This window comes from bacterium (genome assembly GCA_026708015.1).
Taxonomy (GTDB): domain Bacteria; phylum Actinomycetota; class Acidimicrobiia; order Acidimicrobiales; family Bin134; genus Poriferisocius.
This window is the reverse complement of sequence record JAPOVT010000054.1, coordinates 83,337-102,260: the sequence shown is the minus strand read 5'-3', so window position 1 is coordinate 102,260 and position 18,924 is coordinate 83,337. Positions and strand designations below refer to the sequence as shown.

At 64.5% G+C, this 18,924-nt stretch carries 21 protein-coding genes and 1 pseudogene; 10 read left to right on the top strand and 12 right to left on the bottom strand.

What is annotated here, in order from left to right; all coding sequences use genetic code 11:
* Window positions 1-4: 4 nt before the first annotated feature.
* The 4 genes from nucS to OXG30_13070 form a co-directional block, all read right to left on the bottom strand.
* A complete protein-coding gene (gene nucS, locus OXG30_13085) occupies window positions 5-664 on the bottom strand; it encodes an endonuclease NucS (GenBank protein MCY4135826.1) in 660 nt (219 codons plus the stop codon).
* A 96-nt stretch (window positions 665-760) separates the two neighbouring features.
* Window positions 761-1,489, bottom strand: coding sequence for a 3'(2'),5'-bisphosphate nucleotidase CysQ (locus tag OXG30_13080; protein MCY4135825.1), 729 nt, complete (start codon window positions 1,487-1,489; stop codon window positions 761-763).
* Window positions 1,486-2,271, bottom strand: coding sequence for a 3'(2'),5'-bisphosphate nucleotidase CysQ (locus OXG30_13075; GenBank protein ID MCY4135824.1), 786 nt, complete (start codon window positions 2,269-2,271; stop codon window positions 1,486-1,488). The genes OXG30_13080 and OXG30_13075 overlap by 4 nt, the downstream gene beginning before the upstream one ends.
* 51 nt (window positions 2,272-2,322) lie before the next feature.
* Window positions 2,323-4,050, bottom strand: coding sequence for a bifunctional sulfate adenylyltransferase/adenylylsulfate kinase (locus OXG30_13070; GenBank protein ID MCY4135823.1), 1,728 nt, complete (start codon window positions 4,048-4,050; stop codon window positions 2,323-2,325).
* A gap of 87 nt (window positions 4,051-4,137) precedes the next feature.
* Here OXG30_13070 and OXG30_13065 point away from each other — a divergent pair, with 87 nt between their 5' ends.
* Window positions 4,138-5,895, top strand: coding sequence for an SLC13 family permease (locus OXG30_13065; protein ID MCY4135822.1), 1,758 nt, complete (start codon window positions 4,138-4,140; stop codon window positions 5,893-5,895).
* A gap of 10 nt (window positions 5,896-5,905) precedes the next feature.
* Here OXG30_13065 and OXG30_13060 read toward each other — a convergent pair whose 3' ends face one another.
* Window positions 5,906-6,994, bottom strand: coding sequence for a phosphotransferase family protein (locus OXG30_13060; GenBank protein ID MCY4135821.1), 1,089 nt, complete (start codon window positions 6,992-6,994; stop codon window positions 5,906-5,908).
* Between OXG30_13060 and OXG30_13055 the strand changes: the two genes are divergently transcribed.
* Window positions 6,993-7,559: a methylated-DNA--[protein]-cysteine S-methyltransferase gene (locus tag OXG30_13055; GenBank protein MCY4135820.1), complete on the top strand. Its 567-nt coding sequence runs from the start codon at window positions 6,993-6,995 to the stop codon at window positions 7,557-7,559. The two genes, OXG30_13060 and OXG30_13055, sit on opposite strands and share 2 nt — an antisense overlap.
* Window positions 7,559-8,338: an SDR family NAD(P)-dependent oxidoreductase gene (locus tag OXG30_13050; protein MCY4135819.1), complete on the top strand. Its 780-nt coding sequence runs from the start codon at window positions 7,559-7,561 to the stop codon at window positions 8,336-8,338. The genes OXG30_13055 and OXG30_13050 overlap by 1 nt, the downstream gene beginning before the upstream one ends.
* A 23-nt stretch (window positions 8,339-8,361) precedes the next feature.
* On the opposite strand, the gene OXG30_13045 is transcribed toward OXG30_13050, so the two are convergent.
* On the bottom strand, window positions 8,362-8,628 hold the full coding sequence (locus OXG30_13045; GenBank protein MCY4135818.1) for a hypothetical protein: 267 nt from the start codon (window positions 8,626-8,628) through the stop codon (window positions 8,362-8,364).
* Between the two features lie 356 nt (window positions 8,629-8,984).
* Between OXG30_13045 and OXG30_13040 the strand changes: the two are divergent.
* From OXG30_13040 to OXG30_13020, 5 genes and pseudogenes are all read left to right on the top strand, one after another.
* Window positions 8,985-9,185 (top strand): annotated as a pseudogene (locus tag OXG30_13040) (enoyl-CoA hydratase/isomerase family protein).
* A 10-nt stretch (window positions 9,186-9,195) separates the two neighbouring features.
* Window positions 9,196-9,969, top strand: a complete 774-nt coding sequence (locus OXG30_13035; GenBank protein MCY4135817.1) for an enoyl-CoA hydratase-related protein — start codon at window positions 9,196-9,198, stop codon at window positions 9,967-9,969.
* A 120-nt stretch (window positions 9,970-10,089) separates the two neighbouring features.
* On the top strand, window positions 10,090-11,655 hold the full coding sequence (locus OXG30_13030; protein MCY4135816.1) for an acyl-CoA synthetase: 1,566 nt from the start codon (window positions 10,090-10,092) through the stop codon (window positions 11,653-11,655).
* Between the two features lie 3 nt (window positions 11,656-11,658).
* On the top strand, window positions 11,659-11,823 hold the full coding sequence (locus tag OXG30_13025) for a hypothetical protein (GenBank protein MCY4135815.1): 165 nt from the start codon (window positions 11,659-11,661) through the stop codon (window positions 11,821-11,823).
* Window positions 11,820-13,277 carry a cobyric acid synthase gene (locus tag OXG30_13020; protein MCY4135814.1) on the top strand — a complete coding sequence of 486 codons (1,458 nt, stop codon included), beginning with the start codon at window positions 11,820-11,822 and terminating at the stop codon, window positions 13,275-13,277. Before OXG30_13025 ends, OXG30_13020 begins: the two co-directional genes overlap by 4 nt.
* Before the next feature lie 21 nt (window positions 13,278-13,298).
* Here OXG30_13020 and OXG30_13015 read toward each other — a convergent pair whose 3' ends face one another.
* Window positions 13,299-14,258 (bottom strand): cyclase family protein, encoded by a 960-nt coding sequence (locus tag OXG30_13015; GenBank protein MCY4135813.1) that lies wholly within the window; start codon window positions 14,256-14,258, stop codon window positions 13,299-13,301.
* 52 nt (window positions 14,259-14,310) lie between these two features.
* On the opposite strand from OXG30_13015, the gene OXG30_13010 reads away from it, so the two are divergent.
* Window positions 14,311-15,057, top strand: coding sequence for an SDR family oxidoreductase (locus OXG30_13010; GenBank protein MCY4135812.1), 747 nt, complete (start codon window positions 14,311-14,313; stop codon window positions 15,055-15,057).
* 5 nt (window positions 15,058-15,062) lie between these two features.
* Window positions 15,063-15,467 (top strand): VOC family protein, encoded by a 405-nt coding sequence (locus tag OXG30_13005; GenBank protein MCY4135811.1) that lies wholly within the window; start codon window positions 15,063-15,065, stop codon window positions 15,465-15,467.
* Between the two features lie 28 nt (window positions 15,468-15,495).
* On the opposite strand, the gene OXG30_13000 is transcribed toward OXG30_13005, so the two are convergent.
* The 5 genes from OXG30_13000 to OXG30_12980 form a co-directional block, all read right to left on the bottom strand.
* Complete coding sequence (locus OXG30_13000) at window positions 15,496-15,891, bottom strand: twitching motility protein PilT (protein ID MCY4135810.1); 396 nt, start codon at window positions 15,889-15,891, stop codon at window positions 15,496-15,498.
* Window positions 15,888-16,121, bottom strand: a complete 234-nt coding sequence (locus OXG30_12995; GenBank protein MCY4135809.1) for a hypothetical protein — start codon at window positions 16,119-16,121, stop codon at window positions 15,888-15,890. Before OXG30_12995 ends, OXG30_13000 begins: the two co-directional genes overlap by 4 nt.
* Window positions 16,122-16,145: 24 nt before the next feature.
* Complete coding sequence (locus tag OXG30_12990; GenBank protein MCY4135808.1) at window positions 16,146-16,976, bottom strand: hypothetical protein; 831 nt, start codon at window positions 16,974-16,976, stop codon at window positions 16,146-16,148.
* Between the two features lie 303 nt (window positions 16,977-17,279).
* Window positions 17,280-17,810 carry a NotI family restriction endonuclease gene (locus OXG30_12985; GenBank protein MCY4135807.1) on the bottom strand — a complete coding sequence of 177 codons (531 nt, stop codon included), beginning with the start codon at window positions 17,808-17,810 and terminating at the stop codon, window positions 17,280-17,282.
* Between the two features lie 139 nt (window positions 17,811-17,949).
* Window positions 17,950-18,858 (bottom strand): DNA adenine methylase, encoded by a 909-nt coding sequence (locus OXG30_12980; GenBank protein ID MCY4135806.1) that lies wholly within the window; start codon window positions 18,856-18,858, stop codon window positions 17,950-17,952.
* Between the last annotated feature and the right edge of the window lie 66 nt (window positions 18,859-18,924).

Below are 18,924 nucleotides of genomic sequence, written 5' to 3'. Positions count from 1 at the left end.
GGAGCTAAAACAGCTTGGCCTGGTCGGGCTCGATGCCCCGGAGCAGGTCGTAGTCGATCTCCACGCATTCGATGCCCCGGTCGGCCCCCAGGGCTCGGGCTTGGGGGCGGACGACCTGGGCGGCAAGCATGCCCTGCACCGGGGCCAGGGTCGGATCTTGGTTCAAGAATTGGAGGTAGCGGGTGAGCTGCTCCACCCCGGCAATCTCCCCCCGCCGCTTTATCTCCACCGCGATGGCGTTCCCGTCGGCGTCGCGGCACAGCAAATCCACCGGGCCGATGTCGGTGGGGTATTCCCGCCGCACCAGACGGAATCCGTCTCCCAGCACGTCGGGCGACGCGGCCAGCAGTTCCTGGAGGTGGGCCTCCACGCCGTCTTTGTCCAAGCCGGGGTCGTGGCCCAGATCGTGGTCGGTGTCGGAGATCAGCTCGTGAATGGTGATGGTCAACTTCTCGCCCGACGGGTTGACCACCGTCCACACGCCGTCTTCCTCCGACAGCCGGTTGGGGGCGTTCATCCAATTCAGCGGTTTGTAGGCGCCCCCGTCGGCGTGGATGGCCACACAGCCGTCAGCCTTGATCATGATGAGCCGCACCGCTTCGGGCAAGTGCGCGGCCAACCGGCCGTCGTAGTCCACCGAACACCTGGCAACTACCAGTCTCACAGGGTCATCCCGTCTGCGGAAGCAGCCTCGGAGGGCTTCATCGAGCAATCACCAGCCGCACAGTGGTTCAAATCTACGGGGACGAGGGGGCGGGGGTCATTTGGCCACTACGGCGGCGGCGAAGTCGGGATGGCAGATGACGAAGTCGGACATATAGGTGTCCGACTGGTTGAAGCTCAGCTCGTCGCCGTTGAGACGGGACACATGCAGGCCGGCGGCCGCCGCCACTGCCGCCGGAGCGCACAGGTCCCACTCGTGCAGTCCCGAGGCATGCGCGTACACCTCGGCTTCGCCGCAGACCACCGCGGCGGCCTTGGCTCCGGCCGAGCCCATTTGCACGATGGTGCCCCCGAGGTCGTCGGCGATGCGACGGGCCAGGCGACCGGGCCGACTCCGGCTGGTGATGACCCGAGGGCTGGCCGCGGCCACTGGTGTGGGGGGAGCGGGATCAGTGGCCAGGGTGATCCCCTGGGCGGGCAGCGCCACCGCCCCGGCGATGGGCTTGTCGTCGGCCACCAAGGCCACGTGGACGGCCCAGTCGGTGCGGCCCGGGATGGAGAACTCCCGGGTCCCGTCCAGCGGGTCCACGATCCATACCCGGCTGTGCTCTAGGCGACGGCGGTTGTCCACCGACTCCTCCGACAGCACCAAATCGTCGGGACGGTGCTGGAGGAGGGCTTTGGCGATGTAGTCGTGGGCCAGAGCATCGCCTCGGGCCCCGACGGCGAATGGAGACAACCGCTGAGCGCTCAGCTCGGCCCGCAACTCAACCAGCAGCTCACCCGCTTTCCAAGCCAAGTGAGCGGCGAGTTGGTGGTCGTTCACGGCCTCGGCGTTATCTCGAGCAGGTCCATGACCTGGTCGCACAGGCCGGGGGCAACGGCGATGAAGCCCTCCATCAGCGGGTCGGCCCGGTTGAACACCACATCGGCGCCGTCGGTTCCGAACACCCGTCCGCCGCCTGCTCTCACCAGCGCAGCCCCGCCGGCCACGTCCCACTCGTTCTTGGGCACCAGCGTCCAGGTGGCGTCGGCCAATCCGGCGCCCACCAGGCTGAGCTTGTAGGCCACCGAGCCCATGTTTCGCACCGCGATCGGCGTGGAGAAGAAGCGCTCCCACTCGCCCCGCTTCACCTCGCTGCGGGAGGCCAGCACCAGCGCGCCCCGAATGTCGGTGGTGTCTGTGGTGCCCGCAGGCTGGCCGTTGCACATCACGCCGGTGTCGTCCGACCCGATGATGAGGTTCCCGTTGGGCGGGCTCAGCACGCCTCCGGCCACCGGCACGCCGTCTTCCACCAGCCCTACGGAGACGCACCACTCGGGGATGCCGTCGATGAACTCGCGGGTCCCGTCGATGGGGTCCACTACCCATACCCGGCGCCGGTCAAGGCGCCCTCCGGCATCGGTGGTCTCCTCAGACAGCCAGCCCTCGTCGCCCCCCCGCAGAACCTTGGCCAGCACATCGTTCACCGCGGTGTCGGCCGCGGTCAGCGGGTCGCCGCCGTCTTTCAACTCCGATGCGATCTCTCCGGGCGTGAACCGCTTCAGCACTTCGTCGGCTGCCGATAGCGCCTCGGCAATGCGGTCCAGATCATCGGAGCGGGACATCTCAGCGGCTATCCAATCAGATTGTCGGGGAGAAGCGCCTCGACAACCGATCTATTCGAGGTACCCCTCGGCCACCAGGTGGTCGATGATGATTTGGGCTGCTTCATCAGGCGTCTGGTCCACGGTGGGCAGAACGACGTCGGCGTCGGCCGGTTCCTCGTAAGGGTCGGAGATGCCGGTGAACTCCTTGATGATTCCGGCCCGGGCCTTGGCGTACAGCCCTTTGCGGTCCCGCTCCTCGCACACCTCCAGCGGGGTGGACACATACACCAGCACGTAGCCGCCGTTGGCTGAGATGGCCTCCCGGTTCTTGTACCGGGGTCCGGCATAGGGGGCGATCGGCGCGCAAATGGCGATGCCGCCGTGCTTGGTGATCTCCGAGGCCACATAACCGATTCGGGTGATGTTGATGTCGCGGTGCTCCTTGGAGAAGCCCAGTTCCGACGACAGGTTGGTGCGCACCACATCGCCGTCCAGCAGGGTCACTGGCCGTCCGCCCCGCTCCAACAGCTTGGACATGAGCGCGTTGGCGATGGTGGATTTGCCCGAACCGCTGAGGCCGGTGAAGAACACGGTGAAGCCTTGCTTGGACTTCTGAGGATGGGTACGGCGCAACTCAGCCACCACTTCGGGATAGCTGAACCACTCGGGAATCTCGTCGCCCGATGCCAGGCGGTCCCGCAGCTCGGTGCCGCTGATGCTGAGGGTGGCCGTACCCTCGTCCACTTCGTCCACCGGGTGGTAGCTGTCGCTGTCGGGGACGTACACCATCATCTTGAACGGCACCATGGTCACGCCCAGCTCGTCGGTGTAGTCCTGCAACATGTCCTGGGCGTCGTAGGGGCCGTAGAAGGGGTTGCCCGACGCGTCGGAGCCCGGTCCGGCGTGGTCCCGGCCGACGATGAAGTGGGAAACGCCGTGGTTCTTGCGGATGATGGCGTGCCACACCGCCTCCCGGGGGCCGCCCATGCGCATGGCCAGCGGCAGCATGGCCAGCATGGCGGAATTCTCCGGGTAGCGCTTGATGATGTGTTGGTACACGCGGCCCCGGGTGTAGTGGTCCACATCACCGGGCTTGGTCATTCCCACCACAGGATGGATGAGTAGATTGGCGTCGGCCTCCACTGCGGCTCGTCGGGTGAGCTCCACGTGGGCCCGGTGCATCGGGTTGCGGGTTTGGAAGGCCACCACCCGGCTCCAGCCCGCCGCATCGAACGCGGCCCGCAGCTCGGCTGGGGTGCGCCGCAGCTCGGTGAAGTCGTAGTGGACTGGGAGTTGCAGGCCCTGCACCGACCCGCCCAGGTAGAACCGGGACGTGTTGTGAACCAGGTGGCCCACGCCGGGGTGGTCGGAATCCAAGCTGTCGAAAACCGACTCGGCCTCGGCCGCGGTGTCGGGTTCCCACACGTCGCCCACGGTGAGCACCGCCAACATGACCCCTTCCACGTCTCGCAGGGCCAGCTGGCCGGCAGCCTGGGCCGCCTCGGCGGTATCGCCGTCCACGTCCAAGGTGATGGGCATGGGCCACAGCGTCTCGTCGGCCAGCCGCATTTCGGAGCACACCCGCTCGTAGTCGGCTTGGCCCATGAAACCCCGCAGGGGGGAGAAGCCTCCGTTGAGCAGCAGCTCGAGATCGCACAGGTGGCGAGGCTGGAGGGTGAACGAAGGGAGGTCGCGCGACGCTGCCTTGAGATCTTCAGCGGTGGCGTCGTCGACCATCAGGTCGGTCAGCTCGCCACCGTGGGGTTGGATCAAGTTTGAAGCCACGAGACATTTCATATCGCAATTACCCGTCGGCTGAGTCATCGGAACCAGGGATGGTGGCCAAAGTCCTGTTTCCGTGCCGAGGCCGTAGCATTTCCCTGAATGGATGGCGATGCGGTGCTCACCATTGCGGTGTTGGCGGTTATGGGTGCCGGGCTCATCAGCAACCGGCTCTCGCCCGCCGCTGGGGTACTGGGTGCCACCGGCGGACTGTTTCTGCTGCGGGTGATTGACGCCGACCAGGCCTTCCGCGGTTTCGCCAACCCCGCCCCCATCACCATCGGCGCGTTGTACGTGGTGGCCGGCGCCGTGACCAAAACCAATGCCTTGCAGCCCATGGTGGCCAGAATGCTGGACCGGGGGTCTCGAACCAGGGTGTCGCTGCTCCGGCTTCTGACCCCGGCCAGTGCCGCCTCGGCCTTCTTGGCCAACACCCCCATCGTGGCCATGCTGGTGCCCGCAGTGCGGGGCTGGACCGAGCGCTACGGCCGAGCCGCCTCCCGGTATCTGATCCCGTTGTCGTACGCCACCATCTTGGGCGGGGCGATCACCGCCATCGGCACCAGCACCAATCTGGTATTGGGCGGCCTTTTGCAATCAGTGGGCCAAGACGAGTTGGAGATGTTCGAGCTGGCCCGTTTCGGTTTGCCGCTGGCCGGGGCCGGACTGGCTTTGATCGTTGTTGCCGGCCCCTGGCTGCTGCCCGAACGGCGCGACCCCGAATCTGCTGGGGAAGGTCGCTCCTATCTGGTGTCGATGGAGGTGGTGGATCAGGGGGCATTTGACGGGCAGTCGGTGGAGGCCGGAGGTTTGCGCCATCTTCAAGGGGTGTTCCTGGTTGAAGTGGAGCGGCAGGGCACGGTTATCGCCCCGGTGGCCCCCACTTTCGTGCTCCGAGGCGGCGACCGGCTCACGTTCGCCGGTCGGGTCGACCTGGTAGTCGACCTCCAGGCTATGTCCGGGCTGATCTCGGCTGAAGATCCCCATCTGGAGGCGGTGGACTCCGACGACCACACGTTCTTCGAGGCCGTAGTGGGGGCGGCTTCACCCCTCAGCGGACGGTCGCTGGCCGAGGCCGGATTCCGGGGCCGCTACCAGGCCGCGGTGGTGGGCATCCACCGTTCCGGTGCTCCGGTGGAGGCCAAGTTCGGCCAGGTTCGGTTGCGTATCGGCGACACCTTGCTGGTGCTGGCGGCCGATGGTTTCGACGAACGGTGGCGCAATCACAACGACTTCCTGTTGGTGTCTCGGCTGGGTGGTTCGCCGCCCCGGGTCAGTCGTCGGGCGCCGGTGGCGCTGGCCGCGGTAGTTGCCCTGGTCGTGCTGCCCGCCGCCGGGGTGCTGAGCGTGTTGGAAGCGGCATTGATCGCGGCTGGTGCAGTGGTTGTCGGCGGAGTGCTCACTCCCCGAGAGGCCCGAGAAGCGGTTGACTTCAGTGTGCTCATCACCATCGGAGCGGCATTCGGCTTGGGAGCGGCGCTCGACGAAGCGGGGTTGGCTGAGGACCTGGCCGACGGCATCGTCACCGGCTTCGACTTCCTGGGCGATGCCGGAGTGGTGCTGGGCATCGTGATTGCCACCATGCTGCTCACCGAGATGATCACCAACGTGGCTGCGGTGGCTCTGGTGTTCCCGGTGGCATTGGAGGCGGCCGCTCAATCCGGTTTGGATCCCCGCACCTTGGCATTGGGGGTGGCGGTGGCCGCCTCGGCGTCGTTTCTGACCCCTATCGGCTACCAGACCAACACCATGGTCTACGGTCCGGGCCGCTATCGCTTCACCGACTACCTGCGGTTGGGGGTGCCCATGTCGGTGCTTACCCTGGTGTTGCTCACTGCTCTGGTAGCCGCCGCGGCCTGAGCTCAGCGATCTACAGCACTCCAACGGCCATGTCGGCGGCGTGGTCCAGCATGGCGTCCACTCGGCGGGCGATGTCGTGGACGTCGCCGGTGGTGGCCATGCCCCCGCTCATGCCCTTCAGGCGGCGGGCGTATGCCCCCTCCACAATGCAGGCCTGCTTCCACCAGCTGAACACGGCGTAGTAGGGGAGGTCGGAAAGGTCGAAGCCCGATTGGGCGGCATAGCGGTCGGCCACTTCTTGTCGGCGCACAAAGCAGTCTTGAAGAGTGGGTGGGTCGGTGAGGAAGCTCATCTCGTCGTCGGGGTCGGCCCAGTACTGGAGCGACCAGGCGAAGTCGGCGATGGGGTTGCCGGTGGTGCAGAGTTCCCAGTCCAGAACCGCGGCGATCTTCCACTGGTCGTTGAGCACGGTGTTGTCGAAGCGGTAGTCGCCGTGGGCCAGGGCGGCGGGCGCCTTCTCGGGTGGCTTGGCCGCGCTCAACCGCTCGTGCAGCTCGATAAGCAGGGGCACTTCCCGCACCCCGGCGGCCTCCACTTGGCGGCGCCATCGCTTCAACTGGCGGCCCACGTAGTCTTCCCGGCGGCCCAGGTCGCCCAATCCGACGGCGTCTAGGTCGAGGGTGTGAAAGGCGATCTGAACATCGAGCAGGCTCTGGGTGGCGATCTCGGCCTGCTCGGAGGTCATGGCGGCTGCGGATTCCTGGTCGCGCAAGATCAGCCCCTCCACAAAGCTCATCACATAGAAGTCGGCCCCATTCACGGAGTGGTCGTGGCAGAAGGCCACCATCTCGGGCACCGGAACGTCGCTGGCCTCGCCTAGCGCGGCCATGATGCGCCATTCCCGCCCCATGTCGTGGGCGGTGGTCAGCGCCGATCCCACCGGTGGCCGCCGCAGCGCCCACTGTTGGCCTTCAGAATCAGCCAGCCGGAAGGTGAGATTCGATCCGCCTGCCGCGATCAGATCGAAGGTGAACGGGGGTTCGCTGTCGGCGATGTTGTCGTCGAGCCAGGCAGTAACCGGCGCGACGTCGACTCCCGGTATATCGGCGCTCGAGGACTCCACCGCCTCAGTCTGGTATTCCGCTACGGTCAGTGCCATGTCTCAAACTGCGCTGCTTTCCCGCTCCGACCCTGTTTCCCCTGAGGCCGATGGACTCGGCGTGGCCCTGGGTTCCGTGGACACGCCCATCGGAACGCTGCAATTGGCGGCAACTTCCCAGGGGTTGGTGAGGATCGGATTCGGCTACATGGAAACCAGAGATGACATGATGGCTGAACTCGCCGATCTGCCCTGCTCGATGGGCCAAGGCGACTCCGACTGGCTGGTCGAACCCATCACCCAGCTCCGCGAGTATTTCGACGGGAGCCGCCGCTGGTTCGAGGTGGCCTTGGACTGGCGCCTGAGCCATGGGTTCTATCGCCAGGTGCAAGATGCGCTGATGACGGTGGAGTACGGCACCACGGTGTCGTATGGGGAGTTGGCCCATATGGCCGGTTCGCCGGGCGCGGCCCGCGCCGTGGGAACGGCCATGTCCACCAACCCCATTCCCCTCATCGTGCCCTGTCACCGGGTGGTGCGAAGCGACGGGTCGGTGGGGGAGTTCGGAGGCCGCCCTGAGGTCAAGACCTGGCTCATCGACCACGAGCGCGCCCACCGGGATTGATGACTCGCCTCACCAAGTTGGACCGGTCGGTGGCCGGGCGAGTGGCGGTAGTATCCGGCGCGGCCTCAGGCATGGGCCGGGCCACTGCGTGGCTGTTGGCCGACGAGGGGGCCAAGGTGGCTGCGCTGGACGTCAATCGCACCGGGGTGGAGGAGACGGTGGCCGCCATCGTCGACGCCGGAGGCACGGCGCTGGCGGTGGTGTGCGACCTGGCTGATCCCGCCGTGGTGGAACCGGTCGTGGAGCAGGTGCGGGCCGAACTGGGCCCGGTGGACATCTTGATCAACAACGCGGGAGTGGCCGCGGGTGCCCCGGTGGAAGCAGCCAACTATGAGGATGTGTGGGCTGCCGCCTTGGAAGTGAACCTCACCGCGCAGATGCGCTTGGTGCGGGCCTGCCTGGACGACCTGAAGCGCAACGGCGATGGGCGCATCGTCAACGTGGCTTCCACGGAGGGGGTGATGGCCACTCCCAACACCTCGCCCTACACGGTGAGCAAGCACGGGGTGGTAGGGCTCACGCGGGCGCTGGCCGTTGAGTTAGGCCAATTCGGAGTGACTGCCAATGCGATCTGCCCCGGACCGATCCGCACCGCCATGACCGGCGACATCCCCGAGGAGGCCAAGCAGAAGTACGCCCGACGCCGAGTGCCGGCCCGACGCTACGGCGACCCCGAGGAGGTGGCCCAAGTCACCTTGTCGCTGGTGCTGCCCGCCGCCTCATTCATCAACGGCGCCGTGGTGCTGGTAGACGGCGGCCTTCACGCCAAGTCGAACTGAACCTGCCGCGAGGGCGGGGGGATTCAGGCGCTGCGGCGGCGCCTCTCGTTCCAGAAGACGGCTTGAAGTTCGAACTCGTCGAAGGCCTCGAGGGCTTCGTCTTCCTCGGTGTCCCAGAAGGAGTGGGTCTCCACGAAGGCGGTGAATTCGGACAATTGCTTGGGCTCGGGCAGGTCTGGAACGTTGCGGAATCGGCCGAACAGGTCTTGAGCCACCCCGGACGCGCGCAGCAAGTAGACGCCGAGCAAATGCACGACGAGATAGGCCCCTACTGCAATGCCCAAAGTCATGCCAGAACCGGCACTATAGATATGATCTGCTCTGTCCACAACTGGTTCACAGGGAAATCCGCAATCTGGGCGTGCCCGTTGCTTATAATTCTTGCCCTGTTCAAGGGATTCCCGCTTGTACCAATGCTGCTACCAGGCATTTTGCCCCCACGAAAGAGACTGTATCGCGAGCACAGCAGAACGCAACTCTGGTTGCGTCGCGACCGAGTTCTAGTGTGAGCCCCGTGACTGATGCATCCACCGTCGCGGTCGATTCGCTCGAACCGGGCATCACCCAGATCACGATGTCCCGCCCTGAGCGGCTCAACGCCTTGAGCCCTGAGCTCATCACCGACATGCACGAAACCCTCGAAGCGGCCCGGCTGATCGCAGCCAACAACGAGTACGGGGTATGGATGACCAAACTTGGCGCCAACGCCACCCCCGACACCCCCAGCCTGCGCCATGCCATGGAACTGGAGAACCGCACCCAGGTGTTGGGCACGTTCACCGGGAATATGTCCGAGGCGTCGCAGGCCTTCCGCGACAGCCGCGAACCCCGCTGGAATCCGCTGTAGAAGGAAGTCAATGCTTGAAATCGAAGACCAAGGCCGGGTGCGGCTGCTCACCCTCAACCGTCCCGACGCCCTGAACGCGTTTAGCGAGGCCCTGTACGACGCCACTGCTCAAGCCCTGATCGATGCGGCCGCCGACCCCGATGTGGCCGTTGTGGTGTTGACAGGGGCCGGACGGGCGTTCTGCGCCGGCACCGACTTGGTGGAGATGGGGGCCCGCAATCCCGGCGGAGCTGGCGTCGAGCCCGGCGTCCACGGGTTTCCCGGGCTGATCGACCAGATGGACTCCTTTCCCAAGCCGTTCATCGTCGCGGTGAACGGACTGGCCCTCGGAGTGGGGGCCACCATGCTGGGCTTTGCCGATCTGGCCTTCATGTCGTCGGAAGCCCGGCTGCGGTGCCCATTCTCCAGCCTGGGCGTCGCCCCCGAGGCCGCCAGCAGCTACACCTTCCCGCTGTTGCTGGGCCGCCAGCAGGCCATGTGGACCCTGCTCAGCGCGGAGTGGGTCAGCGCCGAGGAGGCCGAGGACATGGGCCTGGTGTGGAAAGTGTGCCCTCCCGAAGAGCTAATGGACACGACGATGGCCCACGCCCAGAAACTGGCCGCACTGCCGGTGTCGTCGCTGATGGAGTCGAAGGTGCTCATAACTCACGGCTGGCATGACGGAGTGGCCGCCGCCCGAGAGCGGGAGAACGCCGCCTTCTCCCGCTTGATGGGAGCGCCAGCCAACGTCGAGGCCATCGCCGCCTTCATGGAGAAGCGCCCTCCCGACTTCACCGGCATGTAGGCACGGTTTCGGCGATTGATCAGGCTGCGCCTACCATCCTCCAAGCGCGCACGCCGACGGGAGGACAAATGGACATGGCTGATGCTGTCATGACGAAGTTGGCTGCAAAAGGGAGAGCAAATGGCTGAGACCGACGTGCTGGGACTCTGGAAGATCGCCGAGGCCGATCCCGAGCGCCTCGCGGTGGTGGACCCCGCCTACAACGAGATCACCTACCGGGAACTGGCCGAGCTGACCAACCGCATCGTGTACGGACTGCGGGCTGCCGGTCTGGGGGTAGGCGATCAGGTGACCACCGTGCTGCCCAACGGCATCGAGCAAACGGCGGTCTCCTTGGCCGCCTACCAGGGGGGCTTCTACCTCACCACCGTGAACTGGCACCTAGCCGGCCCGGAGATCGCCTACATCGTCAACGACAGCGAGACCAAGGCGTTCATCGTCCATGAAGACTTTGCCGAACAGGCCACCAGGGTGTTGGTGGAAAGCGATGTGCCTGCCGCCAACCGGTTCTCGGTGGGCAGCATCGACGGCTTCCGCCCGCTGTCTGAGCTGATCGACCCCCAGCCGTCCAGCAGGCCCGACGACCTCACCACCGGCTCATTCATGTTCTACACCTCAGGCACCACCGGTCGGCCCAAAGGCGTGCGGCGGGCCTTGCCCGGCGTCCACCCCGACGAGGCCGCGGCGGGCTCCGGCGGACTGTTCATGCTGCTGGGCATCATGCCCCACGCCGACAATGTCCACATCACCCAGGCCCCGCTCTACCACACCGCGGTCAACATCTGGACCACCACCTCGCTGCACATGGGGCATCCCGCGGTGCTCATGGGCCGCTGGACCGCCGAGGGGGCGCTGGAGCGCATCGACCGCTACAAGGTCACCCAGAGCCACATGGTCCCCACCATGTTCCACCGCCTGCTCCAACTCCCCGATGAGGTGAAGGAGCGCTACGACGTGTCGTCGTTGCGGCGCATGATCCATGCCGCCGCCCCCTGTCCGGTGGAAACCAAGCAGAAGATGCTCGACTGGTGGGGCGACTGCATCTGGGAGTACTACGCGGCCACTGAGGGCGGCGGCACCTACATCCCGCCCGACGAGTGGCGCCAGTATCCCGGAACGGTGGGCCGCCCCTGGCCGGGGTCGGAGGTCATCGTGGTGGACGAGGACGGAAACCGCTTGCCCCCCGACGCCAGCGGGACCATCTACATGAAGATGCCCGACGGAGCCACCTTCGAGTACTACAAGGACAAGGAGAAGACCGACAAGGCCCGCTTGGGCACCGAGTTCTTCACCGTGGGCGACGTGGGCTACTTCAACGAGGACGGCTATCTGTTCCTCAACGACCGCTCCAACGACATGATCATCGTGGGCGGGATGAACATCTACCCTGCCGAGATCGAGGGGGCGCTGCTCCAGAGCCCGCTGGTAGGCGACGCCGCGGTATTCGGCATACCCAACGAGGACACCGGCGAGGAGATCAAAGCGGTGATCGAACCCGCCTCCGGGGTGGCCCCCGACGACGACACCAGGGGAGCCATCATGGCGTTCCTCAGGGATAAGATCGCCAAGCAGAAGTGGCCCCGCTCCATCGACTTCACCGACGAGATGCCCCGCGACCCCAACGGCAAGTTATACAAACGCCGCTTGCGGGATCCCTACTGGGAGGGCAAGACCCGCGCCATCTAGGCGGTGGACGGGGTAAGCGCAGGGCTTGTTGAGATGATGGCCCGCCTGTTCAATCCCGAGTTGGCCACAGCTTTGGACCGGCAGATCCCGCTGCGCCAGGAAATCCGCTCCGAAGAGGGGCGCGCCGAGGCCGCCGCTCTCCGGGAGTCGCCATCTCCGACGCCATGACCAATGCGCTGATGATCCAGGGGACGGCTTCGGGCATCGGCAAGTCCCTGATGGTTGCGGGGTTGTGTCGTCTGCTGGCCCGCTCCGGGGTCAGTGTCGCCCCGTTCAAGCCGCAAAACATGAGCAACGCTTCGGCCGCTTGCCCCTCTGGGGGCGAAATCGGAAGGGCCCAGGCGCTGCAAGCGTTCGCATGCGGATTGGAGCCTACGGTCGATATGAATCCGGTATTGCTCAAGCCCGAAGGCGATCGTAGGGCCCAACTCGTGGTCTCAGGACAGGTCCGGGGAACGCTGCTGGCCAATCGATTCCGCCAAGACCGGGAAGGACTGTTGCCCGAAGTGCTGGCCGCCTTCCACCGATTGGGCCAGGCATACGAATTCGTACTGATCGAAGGAGCGGGTTCGCCGGCAGAGCCCAACTTGAGGCAAGGCGACATTGCCAACATGGGCTTCGCCCAGCCCGCGAATGTGCCGGTATGGCTGATGGGCGATATCGACCGAGGAGGCGTGTTCGCTTCCCTGCTCGGCACAGTGGACGCGCTCGATGAGCCGGATCGTCGACTGGTGGAGGCTCTGGTTGTCAATCGTTTCCGAGGAGATCCGTCACTGCTCGGGGATGCCTGCGAATGGCTGGAAAAGCGGGTCCAGCGACCGCTGCTGGGTTTCGTGCCCTACATCTTCGATCTGGCGTTGCCCGAAGAAGACGCGCCGTATTCGTTTCGAGAGGGTCGCGGCAGAAGGCAGCAGGAAGGTGGTCCCGCTGAGCTGCGGGTAGGAGGCATCCACTATCCCCGGGCCAGCAACACCGCTGATCTGGATCCGATTGCCGCCGATCCGAGAATTGACTTTTGCTGGTTGGTTGATCCCGGCTCTCTTACCGGGCTCGACCTGGTGGTGCTGCCCGGGTCCAAAGCAGTGGCTGCCGATTTGTCATGGCTCCGCCAACGCGGCTGGGTTGAGGCTCTGGAACGCCATGTGCGCTACGGCGGCCGCGTGCTCGGACTGTGCGGGGGGCTGCAAATGCTCGGCGAGCGCATCCTCGATCCCCTTGGAATCGAGGGGCCGGTGGAGACCCCAGGGCTAGGCTGGCTGCCGGTGGAAGCCGAGCTCAAGCCGGAGAAGATGGTCCGCACCATCGCCGGGCGAGCTCGGTGGCCGAGTGAGCTGGATTTTTCCGGCTATGAGATCCGCCACGGCGAGAGTCCGCAGGATCCGATGCTCTATCCCTTTATTGCCCGGTCGGCAGACGGTCGGGTGATGGGCACATATGTGCATGGGCTGTTCGATCAGGCTGAATACCGCCACTCGGTGCTGGAGGAGTGGTTGGGGTGGAAAGCGGATCCGGGCGAGGATTTGCAGGAACGCTGGCAGAAAGATCTCGATCGGCTGGCCGACGCCCTTCGCGACAACCTCGATCTGTCTTTGCTCGAAGAACGGGTTGGCACGCTGGCCTGAGCCTGCCGCCCGGATCTCCTGCTATTTGATGGCCACTGGGTTGACCGGTGACCCCAGGCCGCCAACGAACGGCTGGGGAGAGGCTTCCAGGAAGAAGTCGTACTGGCCGTCGGCCGCGCAGTCGGCGGCAAGCTCCTCCAAGTCCCAGTTCTGTCCCTGGGTGAGGCCCATGTCCACCAGGTTGAGGCAGTGAATGGCGATGATCGCCCCCTCGAAGGCCGGGTCGTAGGGCAGCACCTCGAACACGATGTTGTCGGTGGCCACCGCGGCGATGTTGTGGTCGTAGAACCACTCGCAGGCGGTCACACCGATGCCGGCAGAGCGCACCACTCCCAACTCGGGGATGGGCTCGCCGTAGTAGCTGTCCAGGTCGCCGGCTTTGGCGTAGGCGAAAAGCCCGGTGCGCACCAGGATGATGTCGCCGGTGCGGATCTCGACGCCTTGGGCCTCAGCCGCGTTGGTCAGGTCGTCGTAGCCGATGGCGTGGCCCGGCTCCAGCACGTCCACTCCGTGGAGCTTGGCTATGTCGAGCAGCACCCCTCGTCCCGTGAGGCTCTTGACCTGCTCGATTCCGCACACCGACGCACCCCATTCGGTGATGGTGGAGGCGTCGTGGCCGTTGTAGAGCTTGCCCCGGTACATGGCATGGCAGAGCCCATCCCAGTGGGTGGCGCATTGCAAGCCCATGGTGCCCACGTCGTCGCTGGTGTGGAACATGTCGGGGTCGCCCATCATGCCGTGATTGAGCGACACCATCGTCTTCAGCGGGTTGACCCGGCCGGGGATGACTCCGGTCTGGAGGCCGTCTTTGTGCAGGGGATAGGCCAGCGAGATGCGCTTGCCGGTGCGGATGCACTGGGCCGCCTCTTTCACCACCTCGTCGGTGAGGAAGTTGAGCGTGCCGATCTGGTCGTCTTCGCCCCAGCGTCCCCAATTGTTGATGCGGGCGGCGATATCCAAGACTGCTTGTGGGTATGGCATGGCCGTGAACACTACTCTTAGCCATCGCTGTCTGATCGACTAGAACTTCGCCATGGGATGTCTCGATGGACGGGTAGCGATCGTGACCGGGGCGGCCCGGGGACAAGGCGAGGCCGAGGCCCGGAAGTTTGTCGCCGAAGGCGCGTTCGTGGTGATGGGCGATGTGCTCGACGAGGCGGGGGAGGCAGTGGCCGCCGAGTTGGGCGAACATACCGTGTATCTCCACCACGACGTGTCCTCGCCCGAGGATTGGGCCCGGGTAGTGGCCGCCGCGGTGGAGCAGGGGCCGCTGCGGGCGCTGGTGAACAACGCCGCCATTCACTGGACCGCCCCCATTGCCGACGAGACCCCCGAGAGCCTGCGTCGCATTTGGGAGGTGAACTACCTGGGCACGTTCCTGGGCATCCAGAGCGTGGCCGACCCCATGGCCGAGGCCGGCGGCGGGGGGATCGTCAACATTTCGTCTATTGCTGGCATGGAGGGAATCGCCCACCACTCGGCCTACGGGGGCACCAAGTGGGCGGTGCGGGGATTGACCAAGGTGGCGGCTATCGAATTGGGACCCAGGGGAATCAGGGTGAACTCAATCCATCCCGGCCCGATAGAGACCGCCATGTTGTCGGCCGACCGCCACGGCCGACCCGAGCTGTTCGGCCATGTGCCGTTGCGCCGGGCCGGGGTGGCCTCCGAGGTAGCCGATCTGGCCTGCTATCTGGTGTCGGAAGCATCGTCGTACCAGACTGGCCACGAGTACATCATTGACGGGGGCTCCACTGCGGGCATCCCGATGCGAGGGTAGGCATCATGACCGTTGAGGGATTCGACCACTTGGCCATCACCGTGGCCGACGTGGAGGCCACCGTGGCCTTCTATGGAGAAGTGCTGGGGGCTGAGCCCATGTATCTGGAGGAGTTCCGGGCCGGCAAGATGCCGATCGTGATGATGCAGGTGGGGGCCAACCGCATCAACGTTCATCCCGGTGCCGCCCCCGCCTCTCCCCATGCCCGCCTGCCCACCCCAGGGTCGGTAGACCTGTGCTTCCGCTGGGGCGACACCATCGCCGCCGCCCAGGCCCATCTAGCCGAACACGGCATCGAGGTTGTCGAGGGTCCCGCCCCCCGCCCGGCTAGCAACGGAGAACGAGGCCAATCCGTCTACTTCAGCGACCCCGACGGCAACCTCCTAGAGCTCCTTACCATCAAGGGCTGAAGGGCTTCCATCACTGGCAGCGGAGGCCTCATCTACGAGACTCGTGTTGCCAGTGATGGATCTTCGGTGCATCAGAACCGAGGTGGCCGACGAGTACGGCGAAATCGTGAGCATCAGAAGTGATGATGCCGTCGCCAATCTGGACGGCGAGAACCACCAGGTGTGCGTCTACGACATCTGCGGTACCCGAATTGCTTAATATCTTCCCGACTGCACCTGCGTCGGCGCGGTCGAATGGGTGGATATCCAACGTTGCGAGAAACTGCGCCAGTCGAGCCTGCCGTCGTCCATCACGCCAGACTTGCGCCACAACTGGTGCGGTCGTCCGCAGGACTTCATCTGTTCTGACAGCCGCAGCAAGAAAGGAGCGCGCGGCACGTTCTTCACGGTCGACCGCGATCAGCAGCCCAGCGTCGAGGATCACTGCTTGAAATAGCGATTCAGCATCGACGAGATTTCCCTCTCGTCAAGGGGGCCAGCCTCTTCATCCCATGCTTCGACAAAAGACCGAAGCGCTTGACGTCGCTGGCTTTCACGGGCGAGCAGACGAATGCCCTGTCGGATTGCGCTCGATCGCCCTCCGAACTCTGGAGCGAGTTCCGCGAGCAGCTGCGTATCGTCGTCGCTGAGGCGAACCGTGGTTGTTCTGCTCACGTTCACCAACGTAGCACGGCAGTGCTACAGAGTGGAAGGACGATTGAGGGACCACCCGGTGCTGGCAATCTCTCGCAAAGAGGCCACATCTAACTTTCGGTCGTGACACCACCACCATGCGTAGCTGCGGCAGGCGGCATCGACTAGGTCGTAAGCGTCGGTGGCTTGCCTGAGATGATGGACAGAGAGAAATGCCTCGGAGTGGGCGTAGACGATCACTCCGAGATCCCAGCGGTCTTGATCGGTGCTGGCCCATTCCCATGCATGGGCGTAGGTGGCCGCTGCGAGACCCCTCGCCGCCGGAATGACAGTCTCGTTCCAGTCGCGCAGCGCCGCAGCCACTTGATCGGTCTCGGCAAGGGTCGGATCGGGCAGATTTGGGTTGTCACGTGCGGCGAGGTAGGCGTGCAGATTGGCGGTGTATTCGTCCTGGTTCAACAGCGCAGTCTCAAGGGCAGTGCACAAGTTGCCCCGGGCCGAGGCCAGGGCAGGGGGAGCGTCAGGAGGCGGCCATACCACCGGGACTGGTGCAGCATGGGCCAATCCGAGGCCAGTAGAGCTGTATGCGGAGGCATGGTGGGCGAATTCCATCACTGCGTGGCTGGCGTAGTGCATCCCTGATGGCCAGGGCGGTCCGCTTTTGCAGGCTTCTGACAGCGGGACGCTGTGATTGTACAGAATCTGATCTGGCGCTTCCGGCATGTCAGGGTCGTTGGCACACTCGTCAAGGGCCATGTCCCAAAGAATTGGATAGGCACTGCGACACATCTCGTCGTGTTCAAAAGAGAATGACAATCTGCCGACCATCTCTCCTAGCAGTTCGCCGGCCAAGGCCACGCTGAGATTGTCGCCCATCGATCCAGACTCGAGGGGGAGGGAAGCCTTCGGGTCGCAGACCGGAGGAAGACAGTCAGACCCTTGACTTGTGAGTGTCAGCATCTTGTCGCAGGCATCGGCGATTTTGTCGGGCCATTCGGTTCGGCTGTAGTCGGCGAATGAAGCTGAGGCTGCATCCTTCGTAGCCTCGACCAACCACTTGGGCCGAGATGGCGAGTCAAACGTCGGGAGGATTCTCGGTGCGGACTTGATCATGCCCTCACCCTAAACAGGGGGTGTGACAGTTTCAGTTAGAGCAGCCTCAGCAGCCACCCCACCGTCTCACAGGGGTCGCAGCCGCGATCTCAAGGCTATTTCGAAGTTCTCCCTGCTGACGGTTTCGGCTGCTTGGAGGCGTTTGTTGGAGTCCTCCAGAGTGAGAACTTCCCAGTGGGCTTGGGCTAGCTCAAGAGTTCCAGCGTAAGCGCGTTCTAGACGGGCGACTAACCAGATGATGTCGCCCTCGTTGAGATCGTGGCTGGGTTGGGGGCTAGGACCGCCAACGGCATCGAAGAATGGTCGATCTACAGCTACGGCAAGTTTGGCCCCCCATCGTCGGACTGTCGGGGCCTTGATCTGGAGTTGCGGCATGAGGCGTTTGGCGCTGGAGGATCGCCAGTCGGGTCGACGGTTGGCTGAAGGGAACGGAGGGGGCTCCTGGAGGTCGTCGCGTAGGGCTTTGAATTCGGTCTCCATCCCCTGACCTGAGAAATAGACGGCTTGAATTTCTAGGCCATGCCATCTCAGATTGTCTCCCTGTTGATGGGCGACAATCATGTCTATCTTGCCGGCTGGTCTGGCTGGAACGGACAAACTGGATGTTCAGCTTCAGATTCGCCCAGCGCGTGCTCGGCGTAAGTCTTTCTCTGCCTTGCATTGAGTGATGTGAACTCCTGTCCATACCACTCTGCAATGCCGTATCGCGTCCTGGCGTTGTCGGGCATCTTGTTGGCTAGACGAAGACAGCTCGTCGGGTGATGACGAGTTCGGAGATGTGGGCGTGGTGGGTGTTCTTCATGACAACTTCGACGGCGTGGAATCCGTACTCTGCAATGAGTTCAGCGATCTCTGGTGAGCGGTCGTAGGTCATCAGAAAGTCGACCGGGGTTTGCGCCAGGATCTTGAAGAGTCGTCGGTGGTCTATCTGGTTGTGGCTGTAGAGACGCCTGCCGGCTCGTTTACCGCCAGCAGTGTAGGGAGGGTCAATGAAGGCGACCGTACCGGTAATCTCGGCAATGACCTCTAGGAGGTCGAGCCCATCAGCTTCACAGAAGTTGATCTGTTGCGCGTGGGCCTCGATGTTCCGCAATCGGTGGATGATGGTGTCGGGATACCAACGAGAGGCAAGTCCCTTGTTGTTCTCACCCGACTTTGTTAGGGCAGCCCCGGGGGCGAGGATGCCGCCGCGCCGGGTCCGGTTGAGGACCAAGGTGCGGAATCCATGCTCGAGCAGGCTTCGGGGGGCTTGGTCAGCCAGAGCAGAAACAGACTCGCGTGTCGGTTCGAACTCAGAGACGAGGTGAGACAACTCGGCGTTGTGGCGTAGCGCCGCGTGCCAGAACGCAGCCACATCGTGGTCTAGTTCGGCCATAAAGCACTGCTCGACCAGGTCTTCACACACTGCCGTGAGAGCCACTATGCCTCCGCCGCAGAATGGCTCAATGAGCCTTCTTGGTCTGGGTTGCATGGGCGCGAGCCAGGCCCGGATATGGGGAATGAGCCAGGTCTTGCCGCCTGGGTATCGCAGTGGTGAGCGCTGAGGAACCGAGGCGACGTTGACTGCCGGGATGGGGGAGACAGGGAAGTCTGGGCCGAAGTCAGGCACGGACGATTTGGTCTCAGTCGGCTCTCTTTGCGCCATCATGGCGTTCGCGGCCTTGGATGAGTCGCCCTTCGCCTTTGCACTGCTAACCAGCATGTCACGAGC